The sequence below is a fragment of the Ruegeria sp. BF10 genome (assembly GCF_056538725.1).
Genome location: NZ_JBQFTR010000001.1, coordinates 318,250 through 335,583 on the forward strand (window position 1 = coordinate 318,250; position 17,334 = coordinate 335,583).

Sequence of the window (17,334 nt, forward strand, 5' to 3'; positions counted from 1 at the left end):
AATCGTCATGTGTGCCGGTTACGCGTTGCGGTCGGTAATCAACGAAGCATCAACCCTGATGCATGGGAGGAATCATGAAAAAGAATCTGCTTGGCGCTCTTGCCATCACCACGGCCTTGTCCCCCTTGGCGGCAATGGCGCAGACCGAAGTCCAGTTCTGGCATGCCTTCACCGGTCGCCTTGGTGAACTTGTCAAAGGACAGGTTGAAGAATTCAACGCCAGTCAGGATGAGTTCGTCGTGGTCGAAAGCCACAAGGGCAACTACTCGGAAACCCTGAATGCCGGGATTGCTGCCTTCCGGGCCGGTGAGCAGCCGCATATCCTGATGGTGTTCGAAGTCGGCACGGCGACAATGATGTCAGCCAAAGGGGCGATCAAGCCGGTCTATGAAGTGATGGCCGAAAGCGGCGCGTCTTTTGATCCCGACGCGTATATTGGCGCCGTCAAAGGCTACTACACAACCACTGACGGAGAGATGCTGTCGCTTCCCTTCAACTCCTCGACGCCGGTCCTGTGGGTCAACCGCGATGCCATGCAAGCGGCGGGCGTTGATCCGGACACGGATCTGTCCACTTGGGAAAAAGTCGGCGAAGTCCTTGAACAGCTGAAGGCGGGTGGCGAGGATTGCCCGCTGGTGACGGCATGGCAAAGCTGGATTCACCTTGAAAACCTGTCAGCCTATCACGACGTTCCCTTTGCCTCACGTGACAACGGATTTGCCGGTCTGGATACCGAGCTGATGCTGAACGGTCCGGTGCAGGTTGCACATCTGACCGCGATGGGTGACTGGGCCAAGGACGGCAAGTTCATCTATACCGGTCGCAGAAACGAAGGCGGTGCGAACTTCCGGTCAGGCGAGTGCGCATTGTTCACCGAAAGTTCGGCCGGATACGCCGGCATCAAAGCCGAGGCCGAGTTCGATTTTGACGTGCGTCCGCTGCCCTATTGGGAATCCGTCACCAGTGAACCGCAAAACACCATCATCGGTGGCGCGTCTCTTTGGGTAATGGAGGGTCACGAGCCGGAAGAGTACAAAGGCGTCGGAGAGTTCCTGAGCTTCCTGTCATCACCTGACGTACAAGCGGCCTGGCACCAGAACACCGGTTATCTTCCAATCACCACAGAGGCGGGTGAGGTTACGCGTGCCGCTGGTTTCTATGACGAAAACCCGGGCACCGACGTCGCAGTGATCCAGATGACCGCGAAAGAGCCGACCGCAAATTCGAAAGGCTTGCGCCTGGGATCGTTCGACCAGATTCGCGGCATCATCGACGAAGAGCTCGAGGCGATCTGGTCCGGTGAGAAAACGGCTCAGGAAGCGATGGACAGCGCGAAGGAACGCGGTGATGCGTTGCTGCGCCGGTTCGAATCCGCCAATCAATAAGTCGTAACGTCATGCGGGCCTTTTCAGGGCCCGCATTTTCTTTCTTCGGTGGGTTTTCAGGATGGAAAAACGCGTCACCTTTCGCGGCTGGCTGTTGCCATTGGCGTTGATCGCCCCTCAGGTCATCATTTCCGCTGTTTTCTTTTTCTACCCCGCCGGTCAGGCCATATGGCAGTCGCTGTTCATACCTGACCCGTTCGGGCTGTCGTCCCAGTTCGTGGGGCTCGGCAACTTTGAATTCCTGCTGAGTGACAAGTTTTATCGCGCCTCTTTCGTGACAACGGCGGTGTTTTCCACGCTGGTCACGTTGTGCTCGATGATCCCTGCCTTGTTTCTTGCGGTCATTGCGGATCGATTGATCAAAGGGTCCGGGGTCTATCGGACGTTGCTGATCTGGCCCTACGCTGTTGCCCCGGCGGTTGCGGGCGTTCTGTGGCTGTTCATGTTCAACACGCGCGTCGGCGTCGTGTCGTGGTACCTCGGCCAGCTTGGGTATGACTGGAACCACGTTCTGAACGGCACCGAAGCCATGGGGCTGGTGGTCGTTGCCTCTGCCTGGGGGCGCATAAGCTATAACTTCCTGTTCTTTTTCGCTGCCCTGCAATCCGTTCCAAGATCCGTGATCGAGGCGGCGGCGATTGACGGCGCGCATTTCTGGCGCCGGTTCTTCACGATCGTGCTGCCGTTGCTGTCGCCGACGGCGTTCTTCTTGCTGGTGGTGAACGTTGTTTATGCCTTTTTCGAAACCTTTGGTGTGATCCACACAATCACCGGTGGCGGGCCGCAACAGTCGACCACAATCCTTGTCTACAAGGTTTTCTCGGATGGGTTTGTGGGGCAGGACCTCGGCTCGTCTTCGGCGCAATCGGTCATCTTGCTGATCGTCGTGGGCCTGTTGACGGTCATCCAGTTCAAATACGTGGAAAAGAGGGTGCATTACTGATGGCAGCCCAACAACACGGAATGGTCGAAAAACGCGGCGCGGGCATCTGGTTGTCCCATGCTTTGATGATCCTCGGTGTCCTGATCATATTCTTCCCGATATGGCTTGCCTTCGTGGCTTCGACCGTGACCCAGGCCGAGATCGTCTCACCGCCGATGCCAGTCGTGCCCGGCGATCAGTTCTGGGTGAACTACAAGGCGGCGCTTTTCTCGGGGGTAAATGTGCCCGTGGCCACGATGCTGTTCAACAGTCTGGTGATGGCAATCGGAATTGCAGTCGGCAAAATCATCATCTCTCTGCTGTCGGCTTTCGCGATCGTCTATTTCCGCTTTCCCGGACGAACGACGTTCTTCTGGCTGATCTTCCTGACCCTGATGCTGCCGGTCGAAGTCCGCATCGTTCCGACGTTCGAAGTTGTCGCCGGGTTCGGTATGCTCAACAGCTATTACGGGCTGATCTTTCCCCTGATCGCCTCGGCAACGGCAACCTTCCTGTTCCGTCAGTTCTTTCTGACCATACCCGATGAACTGGCCGAGGCCGCCCGGGTCGACGGCGCGCGACCGATGCGGTTCTTCATCGATATCGTGGTGCCGATGAGCCGGACCAACATCGCCGCACTGTTCGTGATCCTGTTCATCTATGGCTGGAACCAGTACCTTTGGCCGCTGCTGATCACGACCGATCCCGAGATGAATACCATCGTGATGGGTATCAAACAGATGTTTCCGTCCGGTGACGACTTTGCACATTGGCCGACGATCATGGCGACGTCCATTCTGGCGATGATCCCGCCGGTCATCGTGGTGGTGTCGATGCAAAAGCTCTTTGTCCGTGGCCTTGTCGATAGCGAGAAGTAAGAAATGGCAACAGTTACCTTAGAGAATGTCAAAAAGAGCTTTGGCCCGACGGATGTGATCCACGGTGTCGATGTCGATATTGCCGATGGAGAGTTCATCGTGATCGTCGGCCCGTCAGGCTGCGGCAAGTCCACATTGTTGCGGATGGTGGCGGGGCTGGAAACGATCACGTCCGGCGAAATCCGGATCGGCGGTGAACGCGCCAATGACAAAGAGCCCATGGATCGCGACATCGCCATGGTGTTCCAGAACTACGCGCTTTATCCGCACATGTCCGTGCGTCAGAACATGGGATATGGCCTGAGGATCGCCGGGTTGCCCAAGGCTCAGATCGATCAAAAGGTGACCCAGGCGGCGAAGCTGTTGCAGCTTGAACCTTTGCTGGATCGCAAACCCAGGCAGTTGTCCGGCGGTCAGCGCCAAAGGGTTGCGATGGGCCGGGCCATTGTCCGCGAGCCCGCTGTATTCCTGTTTGATGAGCCGCTCTCGAACCTCGACGCCAAGCTTCGTGTTCAGATGCGTCTGGAAATACGCGAACTTCAGGAGAAACTTGGGATCACGGCGCTTTACGTCACGCATGATCAGGTCGAAGCAATGACGATGGCGGACAGGATGATCGTGATGAATGGCGGCATCGCCGAGCAGATCGGCACGCCGCTGGAAGTCTATGAAACCCCGCAAACGCTGTTCGCCGCGCAGTTCATCGGCAGCCCGGCGATGAACATTTTTGAAGCACGGCGCGAAAACGGGGCGATCAAGATCGGAGAGATCGAAGTCGGACCCTCCGGGGGCGCAGACAGCGCCGTGAAGCTTGGCATAAGACCAGAGCACCTGTTGTTGGATGACAATGGCCCGCTTGAAGCCGCGATTCAGATGGCTGAACCGCTTGGGGCCAACACGTTGCTGCACGGTCACCTGTCGGGCTCTGAAAGCACGATCACCGCAAGCCTTCCCGGTGTCCACCCGATCGAAGGACGCCATCCTGTTATGCGGTTCTCGGTGGCACCGGAGAACATGCATTTGTTTGACCACGCGACAGGCAGAAGGCTGGAAGGCTGATGGCGTTTCAGCAGGTTGAGGCCTTTCGCGGCGGCGAAAACCTGATCCGGGTAGTGGGGCATCGGGGGGCACGGGGCGTGTTGCCTGAAAACAGCATGGTCGGCTTCGACTTTTCACTTTCCATCGGCGTCCCGCTTCTTGAGTTTGACGTTGTCCTGACGGCCGATGATGTGCCGGTGATTACGCACAATCATCGCCTGCATTCGGCCAGTTTCCGCGATAGCAATGGTGTGTTCCTGACCGGGGAAGAGCCGAAAGTATCCTCGCTGACTTACGAACAGATCCGACAATTCGATATCGGGCGTCTGGACGGGCAATCCGCCTATGGCCAACGCTTCCCGGATCAGGCGCAAATGGACGACGTCCATGTGCCAAAGCTGTTGGATCTGCTCGATTTGGTCGATGACCCGAAACACAGTGATGCCCATCTGATGCTCGAGCTGAAGTCGGACCCCGACCTGGCCCATGATGCGCTTTACCGAGAGAACTTTGTCCGGAGAGTACTTCGGGACGTTCGCGGCAAGGGTTTGTCTTCGCGCGCGGTGCTGCACAGTTTCGATTGGAATCTGTTGGCGGAATGTCAGAGGCAAGCTTCGGATATGCCTTCATCCTACCTGACGCAACTTCCGGAAAATGCCGACGATGTTGGCGAGGATTCCTCAAAATCCGTTTGTCCCGACTTTCGTGGTCGTCGCGACGAAATACCAGACTTGGTAAAGCAGGCCGGTGGTTCGCTTTGGTGCCCGTATTTTGCGGATGTAACGCCCGAAAACGTCACGCGCGCAAAAGAACTGGGCCTGTGCGTCGTCGTGTGGACCGTCAATGAACATGAAGATATCGGCAGGATGATCGATCTGGGCGTGGATGCAATCGTATCCGACTATCCCGGGCGGGTTCAAAGACAACTATCGGAGTCAGGCTTCGGTTGGCGCGCAGGGCACCGGTGATCCCGGCGTCCCCGGGGCGACGTGGGTGAATTTCTTCTGCCAATTTGAAATTGCCTCAAACAAAGGCCCTTCAGCCCCGTTGACGCTCAGGACTCGCGTGTTTTTGGGGCATTGGTTTCGGCCATCGCTGGTCACAACCGTCATCGACGGGCCGTCACCCCTGACGGGTGGCGGCAATATTGAGTCACATTAACAACATTCTTGTGATTGCTACAGTTCTGTCTCTTTTCCGCCGGAATTTGTGCTGATAAGGAGAAAATTGAGTGTTGGGGTGCTGGTAAGTGCGAGTGGGCGGATGAGAGCCGGAACAAACGGTCAAATAGCTATTTCCTGGTGTCAGACGGAAATTGACGGGCTTGAAGATGCGCCCCTTTCCTGCATGGCGGTCGGAGCAGCATGGTCATGGCGTGGACAAGCAATCGTCATGAGTGAGACTGCCGAGCAAAGCATCGGAAAAATCGGAAATGTGGGGGGCGTTGCGACCCACGTGAACAGCCAGTTTCCAATTGTCCGTGAGATTTCGGGCGATGTGACCGGAACCCTTGCCCTTACCAACGGTGCGCAGACATTCACTGCCAGGATTGTTGGCGATGGCAACGATACGTCGCGGACTCTCGTGTTCGAAGGCGCTTGCCCGCCACGGGATGAAGAGTTCTGGATTGTCGAAGTGACCGAGCTTGCGATGATCCCGAGCCCGGCCGCGAAAGGCGGCGCGACGGTCGTTTCTTTCCCGACCTCAAACTAAGATTTCAAGGCGCCGCCAGACGGTTTCGGCGCGATGCCCGGTCCGCTGGCTGTCTGCCCCGATCGTTTTTTCTGAACTTTGCGGAATGCTGTGTTGACTCCGCCGGCATCGCGGATATAAGCGCGGCTTCATTGGTGTTGGTGGCCCCCGCAAGGGGATGCCTGTCATGGGGGAGACCTCAAGAGGACAACGCCCTTCATAGTGGCCCGTCAGGGCTTCGACCTAACGAAGGAGATCAGCCGTGACCAAACGCACGTCTGCCAAGTACAAAATCGACCGCCGGATGGGCGAAAACATCTGGGGTCGTCCGAAATCCCCGGTCAACCGTCGTGAATATGGCCCCGGCCAGCATGGCCAGCGCCGCAAGGGCAAACTGTCGGACTTCGGTCTGCAACTGCGTGCCAAGCAGAAGCTGAAAGGCTACTACGGCGACCTGACCGAGAAGCAGTTCCGCCGTATCTACGCCGAAGCCGAGCGTGTGAAGGGCGACACCGGTGAGAACCTGATCGGCCTGCTGGAGCGCCGTCTGGACGCTGTGGTTTACCGCGCCAAGTTCGTCGCAACCGTCTTTGCCGCGCGCCAGTTCGTGAACCACGGCCACGTCAAAGTGAACGGCAAGCGGGTCAACATCCCGTCCTACCGCGTCAAAGAAGGCGACGTGATCGAGGTGCGCGACAAGTCCAAGCAACTGGCTGTTGTCCTGGAAGCCGCCGCGCTGGCCGAGCGCGACGTTCCTGACTACATCGACGCCGACCACTCGAAGATGACCGCGACTTTCGTGCGCACTCCGTCGCTGGGCGATGTGCCGTACCCGGTCATGATGGAACCGAACCTGGTTGTCGAATTCTACGCGAAGAACTGATCTTCGCAGCAACCGAATTCCGAAAGGCCGCGCTTTTTGCGCGGTCTTTTTTGTTTGATGAGGCCTCTGCCGCCATCGCGACAGCCCGCGCTTTCCGTGAGGGTTGTTGGCCAGATGACGTGCGGGTCAGATCGGCAGGGGTCTGCCTTCGGCGATCGCTTCCATCGCGAAATACGAGGTCACGCTGTCCAACTCGACCTTCTCGATCAATCGTTGATAGACCTTGTCATATGACGACATGTCCTGCGTTACGACTTTCAGCTGATAGTCGTAATCGCCTCCGATCCGATGAAAATCCACGACTTCCGGGATCGTCAGAACATGGCTCCGAAACGCCTGAAGCCACTCGGCGGAGTGGTGTCGTGTGCGGAGCATGACAAAGACGACAAGGCTCAACCCCAGTTTCTCACGTGCGATGCGGGCCGTGGACCCGATCAGCACACCGTTTTCGTTCAGGGCCTTCAAGCGCCGCCAGCAAGCGTTTTGAGAAAGTCCTACACGATCCGCCAATTCGCGCTGCGACAGGGTGGCGTCCTTTTGCAGTTCTTTCAGAATGCGCGTGTCAATTTGATCTAATTTTGATGTCATAACGGATCATATGACACGAAATCTTAAAAATCTACGCAAAGATAGGTGAAGTTTTCGCGGTTCAAAAATATCACATTGGTAGGGCAGTAAGGAGCCAATGCAATGACCCTGTCCAAATTTCGTGCGGAACTCTGTTCCACCACTCACAATTCAAATCTGCGCGATGGGCTGATCGGCGAGAATGTTCTGATCCCGGGTCTGCATGGAGACGTGCCGCTTGTCTATGCGGATTACGTCGCTTCGGGCCGCGCATTGCGGCAGGTCGAGGATTTTGTGGCGCAGGACGTTTTGCCGTTTTACGCAAACAGTCACACCGAGGCCTCCTACTGCGGATCCTACATGACACGTCTGCGCCGCGAAGCGCGGGCGGAAATAGCCCGCATTGTTGGTGCTCGGGAAGAGGACGCGGTGATCTTTACCGGGTCTGGCGCCACTGCGGGGCTCAATCGGCTGGTCAGCCTGCTAGGGGTGGCAGAGGCTGACCAGCCGATTGTCTTGATCGGTCCATATGAGCATCATTCGAATATTCTGCCGTGGCGCGAAAGCAAAGCACGTGTCGTCGAAATCCCCGAAGCCGAGGGCGGTGGTGTGGACCTGCATGCGCTGAAAACCGCGCTCGAGGCCCATGCGGATGCCGATTTGGTGGTCGGATCGTTTTCTGCCGCGTCCAACGTAACAGGTATTATCACCGATCCCGATCCGGTCACACGGATGCTGAAGGCGTATGGTGCTTTGGCCGTTTGGGACTATGCCGGTGGCGGGCCTTACCTGCCGATGGACATGGGACCCGAAGATGCCCGCAAGGATGCGATCGTGGTTTCGCCGCACAAGTTTCCCGGTGGCCCGGGCGCGTCAGGTGTTTTGGTTGTGAACCAAACTGCCGTGAAACGGACCTGTCCCAGCTGGCCGGGTGGTGGAACCGTCAGCTTCGTATCACCGTGGCGGCATGACTACAGTGCCGATCTGTCCACTCGCGAAGAGGCCGGGACACCCAACGTGATCGGAGACATTCGTGCGGCGCTGGCCTTCATCGTCAAGGATGTCGTCGGAACGGACGAAATCGCCCGGCGCGAGGCGCAGTACAATCAAATGGCGCTGGACGGCTGGAAGAACAACCCGAACCTGACCCTGCTTGGGGTCGAGAGCGCGCATCGGCTGCCGATCTTTTCCTTCCTGGTGCGCGACAATGCGGGTCGGCCCGTGCATCAGCAGCTGTTCACCCGGATGCTCAGCGATATCTACGGTATTCAGGCGCGGGGCGGCTGTGCCTGTGCCGGACCCTATGCCCACCGCTTGCTGGGGATCGATCAGGCAACGTCCGAGGCGCTGCACGCTGCCTTGTCCGCAGGGGAAGAAATGAAAAAACCCGGCTGGGTGCGCCTGAATTTCTCATATCTGATGAGTGAGGAAACGGTTCAGTTCATCATCGACAGCGTCAATGACCTGTCGCACCGGACCGAAGAATTCACGCCTTACTACAACGCTGACCCGGCAACAGCGCGCTTCAAGGCCGCATGAGGGAATTGCCGCTTTTCTCAACCCTTTGAGACAGGTATGAGAGGCCCATTGAACGGAGCCTCTCATGACCAAGATCACCCCACAACCCGGCATTATGGACATCGCGCTGTATCAGGGCGGCCAGTCGCATGTGGCGGGAGTGGAGCATGTGATCAAGCTGAGCTCGAACGAGAACCCGTTCGGACCCAGCCCCAGGGCCATAGAGGCGGTGCGCGACAGCGCGGCCACTCTGCATCGTTATCCCAGCACCGACCACGCGAGCCTGCGCGCGGCCATCGGCGCACGCCATGGGCTGGACCCGGCGCGGATCATCTGCGGTGTCGGCAGCGACGAGGTATTGCAGTTCGTCGCTCAGGCCTATGCGGGGCCGGGGGACGAGGTGATCTATACCGAGCACGGGTTTTCCATGTACCCGATCATCGCCCGTATGGCCGGTGCGACGCCGGTCATGGTGGCCGAGCGTGACCGCAAGGTGGATGTGGATGCCATTCTTGCCGCGGTGACGGGGCAGACGCGGATCGTGTTTGTCACCAACCCCGGCAATCCAACCTCGACCATGATCTCGAACGACGAACTGGAACGTCTGGCGCTGGGTCTGCCCGATACTTGCCTGATGGTTCTGGACGGCGCTTATGCGGAATTTGTCGAGGGGTTCGATGGTGGGGCGTCGCTGGTTGACGCCCATGAGAATGTGATCATGACGCGCACCTTTTCAAAAGTGTACGGGCTGGGCGGTATGCGTGTCGGCTGGGGCTATGCGCATCAACCGATCATCGACGTGCTGAACCGGGTGCGCCAGCCGTTCAACCTGTCGCTGACCGCATTGGCGGCGGCCGAAGCTGCGGTAAACGATGTGGAATTCCTGACCTTCTGTCAGGCCGAAAACGCGCGGCTTCGCGTGTGGCTGGCCGATCAATTGGCCAAGACAGGCGTGCCTTCGGACCCGTCCTGTACCAACTTCATCCTTGCACGTTTTGCCGATCAGGCCGAAGCCGAGGCCTGCGACGACTACCTGAAAACGCAGGGTTTGATTGTCCGCCGGGTTGCAGGCTACAACCTGCCGAACGCCTTGCGGATCACCGTGGGCGACGAAGAAGCCTGCCGCCGTGTGGTTGCGGCGATCACTGCATTCAAAGAGGGCGCAGCATGAGCCAGATTTACGACCGCGTTGCGCTGATCGGGCTGGGCCTGATTGCTTCGTCCATGTTCTGGGCGATGAAACGTGCAGGGCTGGCCGGGGAAGTGACGGGTTATGCCCGGTCCGAGGAAACCCGAGAAACGGCACGCAGGATTGGATTGTGCGACCGTGTTTGCGACACGGCACGCGATGCGGTCGAAGGTGCCGATCTTGTCGTCCTGTGTGTGCCTGTAGGGGCTATGGGCGCAGTTGCAAAAGAGATCGCACCCGTGCTGAAACCCGGCGCCACCGTTTCGGATGTGGGTTCGGTCAAGCGGGGCGTCATTCGGGCGGTGCAACCGCACATCCCCGACGGCGTGCACTTCATACCCGCGCACCCCTTGGCTGGGACCGAGCATTCCGGCCCTGAATCCGGGTTTGCCGAGCTGTTTGACAATCGCTGGTGTCTGTTGGTCCCGGTCGAGGGTTCGGACCCGGATGCCATTGCCCGCCTGCGCGCGCTTTGGGAGGGCATGGGGTCGAATGTCGATGAGATGGATGCGGATCACCATGATCTGGTCCTTGCCGTGACGTCCCATGCGCCGCACCTGATCGCCTACACGATGGTCGGCGTAGCCGACGATCTGCGACGGGTAACCGACAGCGAGGTCATCAAGTATTCGGCTGCCGGTTTCCGGGACTTCACCCGGATTGCCGCGTCCGACCCGACCATGTGGCGGGATGTGTTCCTGTCCAACAAGGATGCGACGCTGGAAATCCTGGGCCGGTTCACCGAAGAGCTTTTTGCCCTGCAACGCGCCATCCGTACCGGGGACGGTGATCATCTATTTGACTACTTCACCCGCACCCGTGCTATTCGTCGCGGTATCATCGATGCCGGGCAGGATACGGATGCACCGGACTTTGGGCGGGGAAAGGCAAGTTCATGAGACTGCGCTGGGGGCATATTCTGATCGGGGTCGTGGCTTTGGGTGCCGCGCCAGTTCAGGCGGCGCCCCTTGACCAGTCTTTGGTGCCTCTCATGCGTCCCTCGCTTGTTCAGAAGGCTGTCAGCACGCCTGCCCCCTCTGACACTGCCAACCTGCGTCCGGTTTCGCGCCCGGTTTCCCCGCAAGTCACCGCCGCGGCGGCGCGCCCGTCGGAACTGCCACTTCTGGGGCCGGACACGTCCTTGATGCCTTATTTGCGACCGGAGTCCGTCGAACAGCAGGTGTTGTTCAAAAGGCGCAAGCTGCGCAAAGGGTCTGTTTGCGGGGATATTGCCATTCAGGGCAAGCCTGTTGGCCGCGTGGGCAGCAAGAATTCAGCCTGCGGTGTCAAGGACGCGGTGCAGATCACCTCGGTTTCGGGTGTGACGCTCAGCCGTCCCTCGACTATGGATTGTGGCACCGCCATTGCGTTGAACAAGTGGGTCGACAAGACCGTCAAACCCACCTTCAAACGCCGCGGGCCCGTGGTCGAATTGCAAATCGCCGCCCATTATGCCTGCCGAACCCGCAACAACCGCAAAGGCGCGCGGATATCCGAACACGGCAAGGGGCGTGCGATCGATATCTCAGGTTTCAAAATGGCCGACGGTGAGGTGGTGACCGTCCTGAACGGGTGGCGCAAGAACCCGTCTCAGAAACAGCTCAAGAAAATCTGGCGCGGAGCGTGCGGTCCGTTCGGCACCGTGCTGGGGCCAAATTCAGATCGTTATCACAAGGATCATTTCCACCTTGATACGGCCCGCTACCGCAGCGGACCTTACTGCCGTTAACGCAGGATCAGGCGCGGGGCGGGGCCCAAAGGCAATGGCCCGAGCGCCACGAAACCATCGCGAAAATTCAGTTGCAGATCCAGCGCGTTGGGGTTGCCGCCCAGCCCTGCCAGAAAGTTCAGCCCTCGGGTGACGGGATCTACGGCCTGATCGGGCAGGGCGCCCGCCGCGTTCGCCATGGCGATCATGTCGCGCCAGTTTTCGGCTTTGACGGCGATTTCTCCGGTCGGAATACCCTGGGCGTCCACGTCCAGATCGCCGGTCGCGAACAGGCGCAACTCACCCCATTTGATTTCGACCAGACGCAGGTCGATGGCCACGGGCTGCGGACGGCCGTCTTCGAGGGCGGACCGGCTCCAAACCTTGTCGAAGGTGGTGACCATCTCCAGTTCCAGCGTTTCAAAGCTTTGTGGCAAGGAACTTGCGGAATGCATCACTGCCCGCAGCCTTTCCCCCGGTGTGAACCCATCCGCGCGGGCGGTGATGGCATAGGCTTCCGAAACTGGCGTTTGTTCCATGATCAGGCTTAGCGTGTCACCCGAGGCCAGCGTGGTGGAGCTTTCCGTCACCGACCAGGCCCCGGCCGTCAAAGCCATTTTTTCCAGCACGAGCGAGACGCCCGGCTGCAATTGCAGCTCGGCAAGCAATTCGTCAGCCACAATTGTTGATGTCTGGTCGAAGTATGACAGGCGTTGCGGTGTGTCAGCGAAGCGCAATACCTGACGACCGGGCCAGATGGCCGGGCTTTTGAATTCGATCCAGTCCGCGCTCCACGCCGTGCCATTTACCGGATCCGCCAGTGCCGGATTGTTCAGACGGGTCATGTGGTGGGTTGGATACCCGGCCGTTGCGACATCCGAGAAATCCGCCTGCCAGCCGCGTGCCTCCTGCTGGTCGAACCAGCCAGTGATCGCAGAGCGCAGGCCATACCCGGCCACGAACCAATACGCGCTCCACGCAAGGGTAACAAAAATCAACACTCGTATCAGACGCATCCGAAATGGCCCTTTTTTCCGCCTTGGAATTGATGTTTATAGGCCGAAACAGGCAAGGACCAGTGCAATGACGATGTGGGTATTCGGATATGGATCGCTGCTGTGGAATCCGGGCTTTCCGGTGGCGCGCAGTGAACGCGCGACACTTCATGGTTATTCCCGGTCCTTCTGCATGAGCTCGATCCACCACCGCGGGACCGAAGAAAAACCCGGCCTGGTGCTGGCACTGGACGAACAGGCGAACGCAAGTTGCACCGGTTTGGCCCTTGCGGTCGAGGCGGGGCACGAAGACCGTACGCTGCACGAGCTGCGCGAGCGCGAGCTGATTTCCTCGGCCTATGTCGAACGTATGTTGGACGTGCATCTGGAAAGCGGAGGCGTCGTAAATGCCGTGACCTATGTGATCGATGCCGACCACGTCCAGTATTGCGGCGGGATGCCGTTGGAGGAACAGGCCCGGATCATCGCACATGCGGTCGGCGGGCGTGGGCCGAATGACGAATACCTCTATAATACTGCCGAACATCTGGCCGAGATCGGCCTGCGTGATCACGATCTTGAGTGGTTGGCGCAACGGGTCCGCGATATCACCGCATAAACTCTTGGCGTCACGCGCGGAATCCCGCTAGATTCGACGCAAAGCAGGCAAAAATCGGGAACCACGCGCATGGCGCAGGCACATCAGGGCGCGAGACCCCATTTCTCGCATCCAATTCGACAAATTCTGTTGATGTTGATGGCGATCGGCCTGTCCGGGCTGGGGGTGTTTCTGGCGCTTCCATACGTTTTGCCGGTTTTTTATGCCAATCCGTATCTGAATGGCTTCATCCTGATTGTGTTCTTTATCGGCGTCTTCGCCTGTTTTTATCAGGTTACGCAGCTGATCGGGTCCGTGCGCTGGATCGAGGCCTTTGTCGGTGGTGTTGTTCGCGAAGATGCGCGCACACCACAGTTGCTGGCGCCTTTGGCATCGCTGCTGCGCGAGCGAGGCGCGCGCTCACAGATCAGCTCCACCTCTACCCGGTCCATTCTGGATTCCGTGGCCGAGCGTGTCGAAGAAGAACGGGAAATCACGCGTTACATAACCAACGTTCTGATCTATCTGGGTCTGCTGGGTACATTCTTCGGCCTGGCGACAACCGTTCCAGCCATTGTCGACACAATCCGCAGCCTGAACCCGCAGGAAGGCGAAGAGGGGCTGGCCGTCTTCAATCGTCTGATGACGGGGCTCGAGGCGCAGTTGCAGGGGATGGGTGTTGCGTTCGGGTCGTCTCTGCTGGGTCTGGCGGGATCGCTGATTGTTGGTCTGCTCGAAGTGTTTGCCGGGCACGGGCAGAACCGCTTCTATCGCGAGCTCGAAGAATGGCTGTCCTCGATCACCCGCGTTGGATTTTCCAGCGGCGAAGAGGGCGGGGCAGAGATCGCTGTACTGACACCTGTGCTGGATGCCATGTCCGAACAGATGGATGCATTGCAGGATCTGTTCGCCGCTCAGGAAAGTGAGCGGGCTGAGGTTTCGGCCAAGCTGGGGCAACTGGTCGATGTGATTGCCGAGATGAACAATCGTCAGGCCAATACCGAAAGCGTCACGTCTGCTCTGGAGCGTGTCGCGCTGGGGCAGGATGCGTTGCTTGACCACATGCGCGAACACGGTGCAGGCGATGGCATCGACGCCGAAAGCCGGATGCGCCTGCGCTCGATGGATGTGCAACTGCTGCGCATTCTCGAAGAGATTTCGGCGGGTCGGCAGGAAAGCATGAACGAATTCCGCAAGGATATCGAACTGCTGGTCAAGGCCCTGACTCTGCCGCGGGGTGCGGTGCGCACCACGCCGGAAGGAGAGTAGCCCATGGCGCTGTCCCGCCGCACCGGTCAACGCTTTCAGGGCTCGGTCTGGCCCGGATTCGTGGACGCGATGACGGGGCTGTTGATGGTGCTGACTTTCGTTCTGACCATCTTCATGGTGATTCAGTTCGTGTTGCGCGAAACCATCTCGGGGCAGGAAGACGAACTGACGACACTGGCAGACGAGGTTGCAGCGCTTGCGGGCGCGCTGGGTTTGGAAGAGCGTGAAAACAGCCGCTTGCAGGCAAGGCTGGGCGCGTTGAACACGACGCTGTCGCAGGCCGAAGACGATCTGGCGCAAGCGCAGTCGCTGATCGCCTCACTGACCACCGAACGCGACCGTCAGGCCGCCGCGCTGGATCAGGCGCAGACCCGTATCACGAATTTCGAAGCACAGGTTGCGGCGCTGCTTGCCGAACAGGAACAGGCTTTGGGCGACATTGCGGCGCTTGAGACCGAGCGCGCGCAATTGCTGACGGAACAAGAGGCGCTGAACCTTGCCCTTGCACAAAGTCGCGACGAAATCGATGCACAGACCGAAGCGGCCCGTTTGGCAGCCGCCCGCCGCGAGGCGCTGGAAGCAATGGTTGCGGATCTCGAGCAAAGCGGCAAGGAACGCGCGGCGGAAATCACGGCCCTTGAACAGCAACTGAGCGATGAGGAAGCCTCCCGTCTGGCCGAAGCTGCTGCTGCTGAGGCATTGCGAAACCGACTTCAGGATGCAGATGCCGAGCTGACGGCCATGACGCTCGCGTTGGAGGCACAACGCAAGGAGGCCGAAGACACGCTGACCCTTCTGGCCGCCGCGCAAGCCGCGCGGGCTGAGCTTGAGCGGCAATTCGGCGACGTGAGCCCTGAGGAATTGCGCGCCCAGCTTGAAGCCGCTCTGGAGGCGCAAACGCAAGCGCAGGCGGATGCAGATGAGCAACGCACTCTGGCCGAACAAAGGCAGGCCTTGCTGGCACTGGCCGAGTCGACCTTGTCGGAGGAGAAAGAAATCTCTGCCGAGGCCCAGCGTGAGGCGGCCCTGCTGAACCAGCAGATTGCCGCCCTGCGCGGGCAGTTGGGGTCATTGCAGGCCCTGCTGGACGATTTCGAAGAGCGCAACGAGGCCGCCGAGATCCAAATCCAGACTTTGGGGCAGGACCTGAATGCCGCGCTGGCCCGTGCCGCTTCGGAAGAACGCCGCCGCCGACTGCTGGAAGAAGCCGAACGCCTGCGTCTCGAGGCCGAGGCCGAAGCCCTGGCCGGTCAGAATGAGGAACTGGCAGCGCAGGCGGAAGATCTGCAACGCTATCGTTCGGAGTTTTTCGGACGTCTTCGGGATGTCCTTGGCGATCAGGAAGGCGTGCGGATTGAAGGCGACCGCTTTGTCTTTTCGTCCGAGGTTTTGTTTCCGACAGGATCAGCCGTGCTGTCCGCGGAAGGGCGGCAGGAGGTTGCGAAAGTTGCCGACATCCTGCGCAGTGTCGCCGCCGAAATTCCGCCCGGCCTGAACTGGGTGATCCGGGTCGACGGCCATACCGACAACGTTCCGCTGGCCGGTTCGGGCCGATACCGGGACAACTGGGAACTCAGCCAGGGTCGCGCGTTGTCTGTTGTGCGCTATATGGTCGACGCGTTGGGCATTCCACCCAACCGTCTGTCTGCGAACGGTTTTGGAGAGTTCCAGCCCGTCAACCCGGCTGACACGCCCGAGGCGCGGGCACAGAACCGCCGGATCGAGCTGAAACTCACGGAAAGATAGCAAAACCCTTACTCTTGGCTGCGCAATCCGCGTGACGGGGCCAAACCGATTACCGTCTGCCGAAGCGAAAGCTCTGATCTGGTGTGCCCATGAAGCATCGGGGCACCACCGGGTAATCCTCGGTCAGAAAATACGCATAGGTTCCTGACGGGTATTCTGCTGAAACGGTAAAGGCGCCGTTGCATTGGTCCAACTTGCCGTGACCCTGAACAAAAACGTAATCCTCGTTGAAGGTGCCGTCATGCCGCCCGTCCGGTGCATTGCCACCGGGGCGGCGACCGGATTTCAGACGATAGGACGACGTCATTTCAGTCACTTTGCCCTCAACAACACCGGTCACAGCATAGATGGGGAAGCCATCTGCGGCGTAGCCGATCAACGGTGAGTGCTCGGACGGTGACCATCCCAGACGTTTGACCAACCCTGTCGGTACACCGTGATAGTGGTACTTTCCGTTCGGCTGTACATGGGCATAGTTGGCATCCAGCCCTAAAGAAATGCCACCTCCCAACGCATCGTAGGACCACCCGGAGCGGGGGTCGCCATGCCAGAACTCGGCCGCCAGCGGGTCAAACACAACCCCATTGAGCGACACGCCAAAGTTCCACCCCATTTGCAGCGGCGTGACTGCGCCTTCGGCTGCGGGCTGTGCAGGCAATTTCAACCTGACCTTCTGCTGTTCGATCTGGTGCGGATTGCCTCGGTTTGGAAACAGGCCAACCAGATGATCAGGAATGCCATTGCCCGTCACTTTGATTTTTCCGCCTTTCTGTTTCACCGAGGCGCTGTTATCTCCGGGGTTTTCGGTTGCGGGCACCAACCTCAGCGGTTCTGCGGTCGTTTCGTCGTGATAGCGAAACCTGTGCTGTGCGGTTGCCACCGCGGCCGCGGCAGAAAGGGCAAAGGCGGCGCCCCAGAGGATTGAAATTTTGCTCACGTGCCGATC

17 protein-coding genes are annotated in these 17,334 nt (G+C 59.1%); 14 read left to right on the forward strand and 3 right to left on the reverse strand.

Going from position 1 to position 17,334, the window contains the following annotated elements:
* The first annotated feature begins 74 nt into the window (after positions 1-74).
* The 7 genes from ugpB (at position 75) to rpsD (ending at position 6,798) form a co-directional block, all read left to right on the forward strand.
* Positions 75-1,385: a sn-glycerol-3-phosphate ABC transporter substrate-binding protein UgpB gene (gene ugpB / locus ACR0DJ_RS01680; RefSeq protein ID WP_170346022.1), complete on the forward strand. Its 1,311-nt coding sequence runs from the start codon at positions 75-77 to the stop codon at positions 1,383-1,385.
* Between the two features lie 61 nt (positions 1,386-1,446).
* On the forward strand, positions 1,447-2,328 hold the full coding sequence (gene ugpA / locus ACR0DJ_RS01685) for a sn-glycerol-3-phosphate ABC transporter permease UgpA (RefSeq protein WP_152459032.1): 882 nt from the start codon (positions 1,447-1,449) through the stop codon (positions 2,326-2,328).
* A 20-nt stretch (positions 2,329-2,348) separates the two neighbouring features.
* A complete protein-coding gene (gene ugpE, locus ACR0DJ_RS01690; protein WP_152459916.1) occupies positions 2,349-3,185 on the forward strand; it encodes a sn-glycerol-3-phosphate ABC transporter permease UgpE in 837 nt (278 codons plus the stop codon).
* Positions 3,186-3,188: 3 nt separating this feature from the next.
* Positions 3,189-4,244 carry a sn-glycerol-3-phosphate import ATP-binding protein UgpC gene (locus ACR0DJ_RS01695; protein WP_480683659.1) on the forward strand — a complete coding sequence of 352 codons (1,056 nt, stop codon included), beginning with the start codon at positions 3,189-3,191 and terminating at the stop codon, positions 4,242-4,244.
* Complete coding sequence (locus ACR0DJ_RS01700; protein ID WP_425078857.1) at positions 4,244-5,191, forward strand: glycerophosphodiester phosphodiesterase family protein; 948 nt, start codon at positions 4,244-4,246, stop codon at positions 5,189-5,191. The genes ACR0DJ_RS01695 and ACR0DJ_RS01700 overlap by 1 nt, the downstream gene beginning before the upstream one ends.
* A gap of 424 nt (positions 5,192-5,615) precedes the next feature.
* Positions 5,616-5,936 carry a hypothetical protein gene (locus tag ACR0DJ_RS01705; protein ID WP_425078856.1) on the forward strand — a complete coding sequence of 107 codons (321 nt, stop codon included), beginning with the start codon at positions 5,616-5,618 and terminating at the stop codon, positions 5,934-5,936.
* Positions 5,937-6,177: 241 nt separating this feature from the next.
* Entirely contained in the window at positions 6,178-6,798 is a 621-nt protein-coding gene (gene rpsD / locus ACR0DJ_RS01710) for a 30S ribosomal protein S4 (RefSeq protein ID WP_170346025.1), read from the forward strand.
* Between the two features lie 126 nt (positions 6,799-6,924).
* Here the strand turns inward: rpsD and ACR0DJ_RS01715 are convergent, their stop codons facing one another.
* Positions 6,925-7,386 carry an Lrp/AsnC family transcriptional regulator gene (locus tag ACR0DJ_RS01715; RefSeq protein WP_480683660.1) on the reverse strand — a complete coding sequence of 154 codons (462 nt, stop codon included), beginning with the start codon at positions 7,384-7,386 and terminating at the stop codon, positions 6,925-6,927.
* Positions 7,387-7,488: 102 nt separating this feature from the next.
* Here ACR0DJ_RS01715 and ACR0DJ_RS01720 point away from each other — a divergent pair, with 102 nt between their 5' ends.
* The 4 genes from ACR0DJ_RS01720 (at position 7,489) to ACR0DJ_RS01735 (ending at position 11,801) form a co-directional block, all read left to right on the forward strand.
* Complete coding sequence (locus ACR0DJ_RS01720) at positions 7,489-8,904, forward strand: aminotransferase class V-fold PLP-dependent enzyme (RefSeq protein ID WP_170346027.1); 1,416 nt, start codon at positions 7,489-7,491, stop codon at positions 8,902-8,904.
* Between the two features lie 64 nt (positions 8,905-8,968).
* Complete coding sequence (hisC, locus tag ACR0DJ_RS01725) at positions 8,969-10,054, forward strand: histidinol-phosphate transaminase (RefSeq protein WP_480683661.1); 1,086 nt, start codon at positions 8,969-8,971, stop codon at positions 10,052-10,054.
* Complete coding sequence (locus tag ACR0DJ_RS01730; protein ID WP_480683663.1) at positions 10,051-10,971, forward strand: prephenate/arogenate dehydrogenase family protein; 921 nt, start codon at positions 10,051-10,053, stop codon at positions 10,969-10,971. The genes hisC and ACR0DJ_RS01730 overlap by 4 nt, the downstream gene beginning before the upstream one ends.
* Complete coding sequence (locus ACR0DJ_RS01735) at positions 10,968-11,801, forward strand: extensin-like domain-containing protein (RefSeq protein ID WP_480619887.1); 834 nt, start codon at positions 10,968-10,970, stop codon at positions 11,799-11,801. The genes ACR0DJ_RS01730 and ACR0DJ_RS01735 overlap by 4 nt, the downstream gene beginning before the upstream one ends.
* Here ACR0DJ_RS01735 and ACR0DJ_RS01740 read toward each other — a convergent pair.
* Complete coding sequence (locus ACR0DJ_RS01740) at positions 11,798-12,796, reverse strand: DUF2125 domain-containing protein (RefSeq protein WP_257599303.1); 999 nt, start codon at positions 12,794-12,796, stop codon at positions 11,798-11,800. The two genes, ACR0DJ_RS01735 and ACR0DJ_RS01740, sit on opposite strands and share 4 nt — an antisense overlap.
* Before the next feature lie 67 nt (positions 12,797-12,863).
* Between ACR0DJ_RS01740 and ACR0DJ_RS01745 the strand changes: the two genes are divergently transcribed.
* The 3 genes from ACR0DJ_RS01745 to ACR0DJ_RS01755 all read left to right on the forward strand — a co-directional run bounded on the left by ACR0DJ_RS01745 (position 12,864) and on the right by ACR0DJ_RS01755 (position 16,388).
* Positions 12,864-13,394, forward strand: a complete 531-nt coding sequence (locus ACR0DJ_RS01745) for a gamma-glutamylcyclotransferase (RefSeq protein ID WP_480683664.1) — start codon at positions 12,864-12,866, stop codon at positions 13,392-13,394.
* A 69-nt stretch (positions 13,395-13,463) separates the two neighbouring features.
* Positions 13,464-14,642, forward strand: a complete 1,179-nt coding sequence (locus tag ACR0DJ_RS01750) for a biopolymer transporter ExbB (RefSeq protein ID WP_480683665.1) — start codon at positions 13,464-13,466, stop codon at positions 14,640-14,642.
* A 3-nt stretch (positions 14,643-14,645) separates the two neighbouring features.
* The gene (locus ACR0DJ_RS01755) at positions 14,646-16,388 is read left to right on the forward strand and encodes a peptidoglycan -binding protein (RefSeq protein WP_480683667.1); all 1,743 of its coding nucleotides are present in this window, start codon (positions 14,646-14,648) and stop codon (positions 16,386-16,388) included.
* Between the two features lie 49 nt (positions 16,389-16,437).
* Here ACR0DJ_RS01755 and ACR0DJ_RS01760 read toward each other — a convergent pair whose 3' ends face one another.
* Positions 16,438-17,325 carry a YHYH protein gene (locus ACR0DJ_RS01760; protein ID WP_480683668.1) on the reverse strand — a complete coding sequence of 296 codons (888 nt, stop codon included), beginning with the start codon at positions 17,323-17,325 and terminating at the stop codon, positions 16,438-16,440.
* Positions 17,326-17,334 lie beyond the last annotated feature (9 nt).

Bases quoted from the DNA above. Each gene is read 5' to 3' on its own strand.
- ACR0DJ_RS01730 (WP_480683663.1), top strand. From the start codon at position 10,051: ATGAGCCAGATTTACGACCGCGTTGCGCTGATCGGGCTGGGCCTGATT.
- ACR0DJ_RS01695 (WP_480683659.1), top strand. From the start codon at position 3,189: ATGGCAACAGTTACCTTAGAGAATGTCAAAAAGAGCTTTGGCCCGACG.
- ACR0DJ_RS01735 (WP_480619887.1), top strand. From the start codon at position 10,968: ATGAGACTGCGCTGGGGGCATATTCTGATCGGGGTCGTGGCTTTGGGT.
- ugpB (WP_170346022.1), top strand. From the start codon at position 75: ATGAAAAAGAATCTGCTTGGCGCTCTTGCCATCACCACGGCCTTGTCC.
- ACR0DJ_RS01750 (WP_480683665.1), top strand. From the start codon at position 13,464: ATGGCGCAGGCACATCAGGGCGCGAGACCCCATTTCTCGCATCCAATT.
- ugpE (WP_152459916.1), top strand. From the start codon at position 2,349: ATGGTCGAAAAACGCGGCGCGGGCATCTGGTTGTCCCATGCTTTGATG.
- ugpA (WP_152459032.1), top strand. From the start codon at position 1,447: ATGGAAAAACGCGTCACCTTTCGCGGCTGGCTGTTGCCATTGGCGTTG.
- ACR0DJ_RS01715 (WP_480683660.1), bottom strand. From the start codon at position 7,386: ATGACATCAAAATTAGATCAAATTGACACGCGCATTCTGAAAGAACTG.
- ACR0DJ_RS01755 (WP_480683667.1), top strand. From the start codon at position 14,646: ATGGCGCTGTCCCGCCGCACCGGTCAACGCTTTCAGGGCTCGGTCTGG.
- ACR0DJ_RS01700 (WP_425078857.1), top strand. From the start codon at position 4,244: ATGGCGTTTCAGCAGGTTGAGGCCTTTCGCGGCGGCGAAAACCTGATC.
- ACR0DJ_RS01740 (WP_257599303.1), bottom strand. From the start codon at position 12,796: ATGCGTCTGATACGAGTGTTGATTTTTGTTACCCTTGCGTGGAGCGCG.
- ACR0DJ_RS01705 (WP_425078856.1), top strand. From the start codon at position 5,616: ATGAGTGAGACTGCCGAGCAAAGCATCGGAAAAATCGGAAATGTGGGG.
- hisC (WP_480683661.1), top strand. From the start codon at position 8,969: ATGACCAAGATCACCCCACAACCCGGCATTATGGACATCGCGCTGTAT.
- ACR0DJ_RS01720 (WP_170346027.1), top strand. From the start codon at position 7,489: ATGACCCTGTCCAAATTTCGTGCGGAACTCTGTTCCACCACTCACAAT.
- ACR0DJ_RS01745 (WP_480683664.1), top strand. From the start codon at position 12,864: ATGACGATGTGGGTATTCGGATATGGATCGCTGCTGTGGAATCCGGGC.